The sequence below is a fragment of the Hymenobacter daeguensis genome (assembly GCF_054780555.1).
This window is the reverse complement of sequence record NZ_BAAGWC010000032.1, coordinates 44,002-53,118: the sequence shown is the minus strand read 5'-3', so window position 1 is coordinate 53,118 and position 9,117 is coordinate 44,002. Positions and strand designations below refer to the sequence as shown.

General features: G+C 66.5%; 8 protein-coding genes. 7 read left to right on the top strand and 1 reads right to left on the bottom strand.

The window, feature by feature from the left end:
• From ACYVHT_RS20895 to ACYVHT_RS20870, 6 genes are all read left to right on the top strand, one after another.
• Positions 1–850, top strand: an 850-nt coding sequence (locus tag ACYVHT_RS20895; protein ID WP_460556792.1) for a histidine kinase dimerization/phospho-acceptor domain-containing protein, incomplete at its 5' end; no start/stop codon positions are given.
• Positions 851–1,032: 182 nt separating this feature from the next.
• Positions 1,033–1,707, top strand: a complete 675-nt coding sequence (locus tag ACYVHT_RS20890; protein WP_460556789.1) for a response regulator transcription factor — start codon at positions 1,033–1,035, stop codon at positions 1,705–1,707.
• Positions 1,708–1,875: 168 nt separating this feature from the next.
• Positions 1,876–3,243, top strand: coding sequence for a sensor histidine kinase (locus ACYVHT_RS20885; protein WP_460556786.1), 1,368 nt, complete (start codon positions 1,876–1,878; stop codon positions 3,241–3,243).
• A 96-nt stretch (positions 3,244–3,339) separates the two neighbouring features.
• Positions 3,340–4,263, top strand: coding sequence for an efflux RND transporter periplasmic adaptor subunit (locus ACYVHT_RS20880; protein ID WP_460556783.1), 924 nt, complete (start codon positions 3,340–3,342; stop codon positions 4,261–4,263).
• A 12-nt stretch (positions 4,264–4,275) separates the two neighbouring features.
• Positions 4,276–4,941 (top strand): response regulator transcription factor, encoded by a 666-nt coding sequence (locus ACYVHT_RS20875; RefSeq protein ID WP_460556780.1) that lies wholly within the window; start codon positions 4,276–4,278, stop codon positions 4,939–4,941.
• A gap of 171 nt (positions 4,942–5,112) precedes the next feature.
• Positions 5,113–7,422, top strand: a complete 2,310-nt coding sequence (locus tag ACYVHT_RS20870; protein ID WP_460556777.1) for a patatin-like phospholipase family protein — start codon at positions 5,113–5,115, stop codon at positions 7,420–7,422.
• Between the two features lie 18 nt (positions 7,423–7,440).
• Here the strand turns inward: ACYVHT_RS20870 and ACYVHT_RS20865 are convergent, their stop codons facing one another.
• Positions 7,441–8,154 carry an alpha/beta fold hydrolase gene (locus ACYVHT_RS20865; protein ID WP_460556774.1) on the bottom strand — a complete coding sequence of 238 codons (714 nt, stop codon included), beginning with the start codon at positions 8,152–8,154 and terminating at the stop codon, positions 7,441–7,443.
• A gap of 348 nt (positions 8,155–8,502) precedes the next feature.
• Here ACYVHT_RS20865 and ACYVHT_RS20860 point away from each other — a divergent pair, with 348 nt between their 5' ends.
• Positions 8,503–9,060 (top strand): RNA polymerase sigma factor, encoded by a 558-nt coding sequence (locus tag ACYVHT_RS20860; protein ID WP_460556771.1) that lies wholly within the window; start codon positions 8,503–8,505, stop codon positions 9,058–9,060.
• The last annotated feature ends 57 nt before the right edge of the window (positions 9,061–9,117 follow it).

The following is a 9,117-nucleotide window of genomic DNA, read 5'->3' as shown; positions in this document are numbered from 1 at the left end:
GGTGGCGGGCGCGGAGCTGCGGCCGCTGCGGCGCATGGCCGCGCAGGCCCGCCGCATTCAGCAGGCCCAGGACATTGCGCCGCTGCACGTGCCCGCCACCGGCGACGAAGTGCAGGAGCTGGCCGAAACCCTCAACCAGCTGCTGGCCCGCCTGGGCGAGCAGGCCACGGCGCAGGCCAATTTCCTGGCCGCCGCCGCCCACGAGCTGCGCACGCCACTGGCCACCCTGCAAACCGGCCTCGACGTGAGCGGGCGCGACCCCAGCCTGCCCGCCGCCACCCGCGCTGCCCTGGCCGGCCACGATGCCGAGCTGGCCCGCCTGGGCCGGCTGGTGGATGATTTCCTGCTGGTGGGCCGCCTGGGCAACGGCGTGGCCCCGGTGCCGAACCGCCAGCCCGTGGCCCTCGATGAGCTGCTGCTGGCCCTGGCCGACCGCGAGCTGCCGCGCTTTCGGGCGGCGGGCCGAACGCTCACCATTGAGCTGCCCGCCGAGGAAACGCCCACGGCCCTTTTGCTGGTAGAAACCGATGCCGACCAGCTCACCACCCTCCTGCTCAACCTGCTCGATAACGCCCGCAAGCACGCCCGGCCGGGCACCGGTGTCACGCTCCGCCTGCTGGCAAGGGCCGATTCCGGGCCGGTTATCGGGTTGGAAAATGAGTTGGCGGCCCCGCTGGGCAACCATCTGGCGCAGCTCACCACGGCCTGGTACCAGGCCGACCCGCTGGCCCCCGGCACCGGCCTGGGCCTGTGGATTGCCGGGCGGCTGGCCCAGGGCCTGGGGCTGAAGCTGACCTTGCAGGAAGAAAACCAGCGGCTGCGGGTATCGCTGGGCTTCAGCGCCGGCTGAAACATATTTCACACGGAGGCGCGAATACGTTTCATCGTGTTGAAACATATTCGCGTTTTTGGGTGAAATATGTTTCAGTCTAACACTTGGACCGGCCAGGCTATGGGTCCGCTCCGGATTATACCGACGCCGCTGACGGAAGCCTGGCCGGCGCTACGCGGCGGCGGGCCGTACTTTGGGGCATGAACATTCTGCTGGTAGAAGACGACCCGCGCCTCGCGACCCTGGTGCGGCGGGGGCTGGAAGAAGAGCACATGGCCGTGACCGTGGCCGCCGACGGGCAGCAGGGCCAGGCGCTGGCCCTTGCGCAGCCGTTCGACCTGATTATTCTGGACGTGCTGCTGCCGCACCGCAGCGGGCTGGAGGTGCTGGCCGCCATTCGCCAGCACGATGCCCGGGTGCCGGTGCTGCTGCTCACCGCCCTCGGCACCACCACCGACAAGCTGCAGGGCTTCGGCGGCGGGGCCGACGACTACCTCGTGAAGCCCTTCGACTTTGCCGAGCTGGTGGCGCGGGTGCACGCGCTGGTGCGCCGCAGCGGCGGCCAGGGCAAAGGCTCGCGCCTCACCTTTGCCGATGTGGTGATGGACATTCCGAGCCGCACCGTGACGCGGGCCGGGCAGCCGCTGCGCCTCACCACCCGCGAATTCAACCTGCTGGAAGTGCTGCTGCGCCACCCCGGCCGCGTGCTGAGCCGGGGCGAAATCGCGGAGCAGGGCTGGGACGAAGCCTTCGACGCCGGCAGCAACGTGATTGACGTGTACGTGAACTACCTGCGCAAAAAGGTGGACCAGGGCTTTCCCGCCAAGCTGATTCACACGGTGATTGGGGCGGGGTACGTGCTGCGGCAGGAGTAGATTTTTTGGGCGTTGGGGAGGCGTTTTCGGGAAGGGAATTTGTCATCCTGAGCGGCGCGAAGGACCTCATCATGGTCGCAACGCATCAGGCGTACTATTCAGCCCTGATAAGGTCCTTCGCGCCGCTCAGGATGACAACCTATCTACCAACAACAAACAACTAAAAACATGACCATTCGCAACCGCCTCACCTGGCTGTTTGTGGGCCTGGTGGCCTTCATTCTGCTGGGGGTGCTCACCACCGCTTTTCTGCTGCAGGCTGATTACAGCCAGCGGGAATTCCGGCAGCGGCTGCGCGACCGGGCGGTGGTGGCAGCCTACATTTTTCTGGAAAAGGACGAGCTGCGCAGCTCTGCTTTTCAGGAGTTTCAGAAGCGCTACCAGCGCACGCTGACCGAGGAAATCATTCAGCTCTACGATGCGAAGGGCGAGGTGCGCTTCGTGCGCGAGGATGCCCGGCTGGAAGTGCCGCCCGCCGTGCTGGCCCGCATCAAGGAAGGCCACGAGGAATATTTTGAGGACGGCACCCGGCAGGCGGTGGGCATTTTCTACCGCGACAACCAGGGCCAGTACGTGGTGGTGGCCGGGGCCGAAAACCAGTACGGCAACGCCCGCCTGCGCTACCTGGCCAGCATTCTGGCCTCGCTGTTTGTGCTGGGCCTGCTGCTGATTTACGGGGCCGGGCGGCTGTTTGCGGGGCGGGCGCTGGCCCCCATTGCGGCCCTCAACGACCAGCTGGCCCGCATTTCGGCGCACGAGCTGCACCGCCGCGTGAGCGAAAACCTCTCGGGCCGCGAGCAGGACGAGCTGTCGCGCCTCGCCCACACCTTCAACCGCCTGCTCGACCGCCTCGAAAGCAGCTTCGAGGGCCAGCGGGCGTTCGTGCGCAACGCCTCGCACGAGCTGCGCACGCCGCTGGCTGCCAGCATCGGCGAGGCACAGCTGGCCCTGGCCCGCGAGCGGGAGCCGGCCGCCTACCGCGCCGCCCTCAACGACCTGCTGGCCGACCTCACCCAGCTCAACGCCCTGCTCAACCACCTGCTGGAGCTGGCCCAGGCCGAAGTGCCGCTGCCCGAGCAGGACGCCGTCATCCGCGTGGACGAGCTGCTGGCCGAAGCCATGGCGGCCGTTGCGCCGGCCGAGCGCCCGCGCCTGCACCTGCACACCGGCCGCCTCCCCGCCGAGCCCGAGCAGCTGGAGCTCACCGGCAACCGCACGCTGCTCAGCCGCGCCCTCACCAACCTGCTGGAAAACGCCCTGAAATACTCGGCCCCGCGGCCCGTGGCCGTGGCCCTGGCATACGAGCCCGGCGGCGTGCGCCTGCGCATCCGCGACGAAGGCATTGGCATTGCCGCAGCCGATTTGGCGCAGGTTTTTCAGCCGTTTTTCCGGGCGGCCAATGCCCGGGCCGTGGCCGGGCACGGCGTGGGGCTGGCCCTGGCCCGCAAGATTATCGAGCAGCACGGCGGGCAGCTGGCATTGACTTCGCAGCTGGGCCACGGCACCACGGCCACGGTGGTGCTGCCCACGGCCTGAACAAAAAAAGCGGGTGAAAAAGGAAGCATTAAGGCGTTTCTAATCGCATTCTAATGCCTTACCAGTAGTCTTGCGGCAGATTCAACGCTGCCGAACATGACCACTGCCTTTCTGCCACGCACGGCCACCGGGCCACGCGCCCGCCCCGTTTCCCGCCCGTTTCGCTTCCGGAAAGCGGCCGGCGGGCTCCTCTGCCTGCTGGGCCTGGCGCTGGGGGCCTGCTCCGAATCGGTGGAAGAGCTGGACCAGCCCGCGCCCCAGGCGGTGACTGCGAAAGCCGCCGCTGCGGAGCCCGAGCCAGTGGCCGAGCTGGTGCTCAGCGGGGAGATAGCCGCCGATGGCAACCGCACGGCGCGGGTGTTTCCTAGGGTGGGCGGGCAGGTGGTGCGCGTGGGCGCCGACCTGGGCGATGAAGTGCGCCAGGGCCAGGTGCTGGCCGTGCTGAAAAGCACCGAAATAGCCGACCTGCAAAACCAGGACACCGCCGGCACCGCCGACCTGGCCGTGGCCCGCAAAAACCTGGCCGTGACCGAGGAGCTGTTCCGCGCCGGGCTGGAAGCCGAGCAGGCCGTGTACAAGGCCCGCGCCGAAGTGGCCCGCGCCACCGGCGCCACCACCCGCAACCAGCGCCAGCTGGGCACCTACCACATCGGCAAAGATGGCCTGACGGAGCTGCGGGCCCCCATTTCGGGCTTTGTGCTGGAGAAAAACCTGGCGGCCGGCCTGCGTTTCAACGCCGGCAATATGCAGCAGGCCTTCACCGTGGCCAACCTCGACAGCGTGTGGGTGATGGCCAACGTGTTTGAGTCGGACCTGGCGCGGGTGCACCGGGGCCAGGAGTTGAAAATCACCACCCTGAGCTACCCCGACCAGCCCCTGCGCGGCCGCATCGACCAGGTGTTTCAGGTGCTCGACCACGACAGCAAGGTGATGAAGGTGCGCTGCACGCTGGCCAACCCCGGCCACCGGCTCAAGCCCGGCATGCACGCCCAGGTGCAGGTGCTGGCCCATTCTCACTAAAAACCTCTTCGCATGGCAATTCTCCTCATCGACCCCCGTGACGGCCGGCGTGCGGCCACCCAGCGGTACCTGCTGCGGGCCGGCTATTCGATAGAAACAGCGTTGAACGCCGCCGAGGCCCGTGAGCGCATGGCCGGCCGGCCCTACGAGTTTGTGCTGCTGGCCCAGCGCCTGCCCGATGCCGACGGCCTGGCCCTGCTGCGCGAATGCGTTTGGCGCGGCAACCGCACTTCGGCCTTCATTCTGCTGACGGGCTCCGAGGACGTGGAGGACCGGCTGCAGGGCTTCGCGGCCGGGGCCGACGACTGCCTGGCGGCCTCGGTGTCGTTGGTGGAGCTGGAACAGCGGCTGCGCATCATTGCGCGGCAGCGGTTTGGGCGGCCCCGGCCGCGCATTCGCTTCGGGGCGGGGTTCGAGCTGGATTTGGCGGGCCGGCTGCTGCGCCACGGCGCCCACGCCGTGGACCTGAGCCGCTCGCAGTTCGACCTGCTGCACCACCTGCTGCGGCACCGGGGCCAGGTGCTCACGCGCCAGCAATTGGGCGCGCACATTGGCCGGGTCGATGAAGGCTCGAACTTCATTGATGTGCACATCAAAAACGTTCGGAAAGTGCTGGCTCAGTTTGCTCCGCCCGACTTCCTGCGCACGGTGCGCGGCATTGGCTACCAGGCAGCCTGACAAGGCATTGCAGGGCGGACCGGCGCAAGGCTGCCCCCCTGAACTGCTTGCAGATGCGGGCCCGACCGGGGCCGGCAAAACGCCAAAGCCAAACCGGCAAAACCTCATGGCCCGGCCCGGCGTACCAGCCGCAGCGGCGCTGTCCTAAGCGCCGCGTATTTCCGGTCCTGTATGCCCCACTTCTGCACTCGTTTACTGCTGGCTTTGCTGCTGGCAGGCACTTTTATGTTCACTGCCCGGGCCCAGAAAGTGGGCCTGGTGCTCAGCGGCGGCGGGGCCAAGGGCCTGGCGCACGTGGGCGTGCTGAAACAGCTCGAAAAAAACCACATTCCCATCGACTACATCGTGGGCACGAGCATGGGGGCCGTCATCGGGGGCATGTATGCAGCCGGCTACTCGCCCGAGGAGATTGAGCAGATTGTGCTCAGCCCCGAATTTCAGCGCTGGACGTCGGGCAAGCCCCTGGAAAGCAAAACCTTCAACTTCCTCACGGCCGAGCCTTCGCCCTCGGCCCTGCGCCTGGGCATTGCCATCGACTCGACCTTTAAGGCGCGGGTGAGCACCAACCTGGTGAACGACCTGAACCTGAACCTGGCGCTGGCGCGGCTGCTGGCCCCGGCCTCGGCCAGCAGCAACTACAACTTCGACAACCTGTTTGTGCCCTTCCGCTGCATGGCCTCGGAGGTGTTTACGCGGCAGGTGGTGGAGCAGAAAAGCGGCTCGCTCTCCGATGCCATTCGCAACTCGATGTCGTTTCCGCTGGCGTTCCGGCCCATTCGCAACCTCGACGGCAAATACTACTACGACGGTGCGGTGTACGACAACTTCCCCACCAACACCATGAAAAAAACCTTCGCCCCGGACATCATCATCGGGGTGAACGTGGGCGACGTGGCCTTTAAGAAATACCCCAAAAACGACGATGCCCTGCTGGCCAGCACGGTGGCCTTCCTGGGCACGAGCGTGGCCGACACGAGCAGCGTGGGCAAAAACGGCATCTACATTCAGCCCGACCTCGACGGCATGGGCGTGGGCGACTTCGACCTGGTGAAGAATTTCATTGCCGAAGGCGACACGGCCGCCCAGCGCAGCATGGCCAAGATAAAGGCCCGCATCGGGCGGCGCATCGACTCGCTGGAGCTGCAGAAGCGGCGGCTGGCGTTCCAGGGCCTGGCCCCGACGCCGCGCTTCATTGAGGTGCAGGTGCGCGGCCTGCGCCCCGACCAGAACAAGTATGCCGCCCGGTTTTTTCCCCGCTCGGGCCGCGAGTATTCGCTCGATGACATCGAGGAAGGCTACTACCGCCTGGCGGCCGACGACTATTTCAAGAACATCTACCCGCGCATTCGCTACGATGCCGCGCGCAAAGGCTACATTTTCAGCGTCGATGCCCAGCGCAACAACAACGTGAGCACGGAGGTGGGCTTCGTGCTGAGCAACCGGCCCATCGACAACCTGTACTTCGGCATTGAGTTCCGCTACCTGCGCCAGCTGCTCTACACGGCCTCGGCCGACGTGAGCCTGGGCCGCTTCTACAACGGCGCCCACGGCTCGTTCCGCATCAACGTGCCGGCCCGGCTGCCGTTCTTCTTCGAGCCCGAAATCACCTACAACCAGTGGGATTACCAGAACACCGGCGGGGTGCTGGGCCGCGACGTGCTCAATACCCAGGTGCGGCAGCAGGACACCAAGCTCGGCGGGCAGTTCGGCATCAGCCCTACCTTCCGCAGCCGGCTGCTGCTCGACGTGGCCACCTTCGTGACCAAGGACGAGTACACCAACTCCAAGGAAATCAACTCGGCCGATGTGCTCGATGCCACCGTGTTTCGGGGGGCCACGGCGGCCCTGCGCCTGGCCCGCAACACCCTGAACCGCAAGCAGTATTCGACCAGCGGCCACCGCTACGTGTACACGCTGCGCGGGGTCACGGGCTCGGCCACGTACACGCCCGGCTCCACGGCCGAGCAGGCCGGCAACTCGCAGCACCGCGAGTGGCTGCAGTTTCGGGCCACCGTGGAGCGCTACTTCGCCCTGAAGGGCGACCGCCACGCCTGGGGCTATTTCGGGGAAATCATGGCCAGCACCCAACCCACTTTTTCCACGTTCCGGGCGTCGCAAACCACCGCGCCCGTATTTGCGCCGCTGCCCGACTCGCGCACGCTGTTTCTGGACAGCTACCGCTCGGCGCGCTACGCGGCCGTGGGCCTGCGCTACACCCAGCCCTTCCTGAAAAAGCTGGAGTGGCGCACCGAGCTGTATGTACACCTCAACGCCCAGCCCCTGAAGCAGGGCGACCTGCAAACCGCCGTGCGCCAGTCCGGCCTCGACCGGCCCCGCGTAACGGCCAGCACCGGCCTCATTTTCCAGACGCCCGTGGGCCCGCTGGCCGTGCACGCCCGCTTCTACGACGACCCGGCCGAGCGGTTCGGCATCTACGGGCACCTGGGCTTCCTGCTGTTCCGCAGCCGCGCGCTGGAATAGCACCGGATGACCGTCTTTTTACCCTTTCACTGCTTTCCACACTTCCTCCGGGGCCTCGAGCGGCAGCAGGTGCCCGGCCCCGGGCACCACGGTGAAGGGCGTGCCCGGCGGCAGCAGCGGCAGCGTGAGGCGGCGCTGCACATCGGCCGGAATAGGGTTATCAGCCCCGCCCACCAGCAGGTGGCAGGGCACGCTCAGCGGCGGCATGAGGGCGGTAATGTCTTCGCGGGTGCCGTGTTCCAGCCAGCGGCTCCAGGCGGCTTGGGTGGTGCGCAGGTTATCGGCAACGACTTGCGCCCGCACGTCGGCAGGCAGGGGCCGGCCGGTGATTTTAGCAAAGGTTTTTTCGGCTTCCTCGGGCTGGCCGTAGGCGGCCAGGGTGGCGGCGCGGTCGGCCTCGGTCATGGGCTCGCCGGCGGGCGGCGAGGGCGAGAGCAGCACCAGCCGGCGCAGGCCGGCGGGCTGCCGGGCGGCCAGGGCCAGGGCAAACTTGCCGCTCATGCTGTGGCCGATGAGGGTGAAATCGGTTAGGGCCTGCTGCCGGAGGTAGGCAGCAAGCCAGTCGGTATAGGCCCGCACCGAGTAGTCGAACCCGGCGGGCGCGGGCTGCCGGCCGAAACCCGGCAGGTCGGGGGCGAGCAGCGTGGCATCGGCGGCCAGCAGCGGCCGCAGCAGGTCGTACTCGCGGCCGGAGCCGGCCCAGTAATGCAGGGCGACGAAGGTATGGGGCATGGGTAATGACTAGAATGACAGGTCGTTAAGCTGAACGCGCCGACGTAAAGCCTGCATTAGTGTAACCAAGCGGCTGGCCGTCAATTTGTTTGTAAAGCCGGGATAAAGTTCCGGGAAAAAATCATTTTTTTCTTGCGCAAAGCCACAATCCGCCCCCAAAAGGATGCCGTAAGTTCCGGCACCATCACCAATCCAGCTCCTATTTGCTTATCGCTGCTTTTCCACTTTTCAGCCCCAAATTCTATACCTAACCCGCTACTATTCTTTTCCGTTTATCTCACCCCTGGAGGTCGGGCTGCCCGTTTTCGCTTACCGGTTGGCAGCCCGGCTCTTACTTCCTTTCCCACTATGAACTCAACTCCGGCGTTGCTGACCGCAACGGACGAAGAGCTCCTTGTGCAGCGCCTGATTGCCCGCGACGAGCAAGCCCTGCGCATTCTGCACAACCGCTACTCCCGCAACCTGCTCACCGTCATCCTGCGCCTGGTGCACGACGAGGCCCTGGCTCAGGACGTGCTGCAGGAAGGCCTGCTAAAGGTGTGGCTGAGCATTGACCGCTACGATGCCGCCCGGGGCCGCCTCTTCACCTGGATGGTGCGGGTGTGCTGCAACCAGGCCATCGATGCGCTGCGCAGCCCGCGCCACCGCTTCCACAGCGGCACCCGGTCGCTGGAAGTGGGCGGGGCGCAGCGGGCCTCGGCCCCGGTGTCGTTCAATCCGGAGCACATCGGCCTGCGCGAGCTCACCCTGCAGCTCAAGCCCCGCCAGCGCGAGGTCATCGACCTGATTTATTTCGGCGGCTTCACCCAGGCCGAGACTGCTGAGCAGCTCGGCATTCCGCTGGCCACGGTGAAAACCCGGGCGCGGGCCGCCATTCAGGTGCTGAGCCAGATGGCGCGGCTTTAGCGCCCTGTGGCGCTGCTGCTCGCTTATGCCTGACGCAAAACGGCCCCGCCGGAGCAA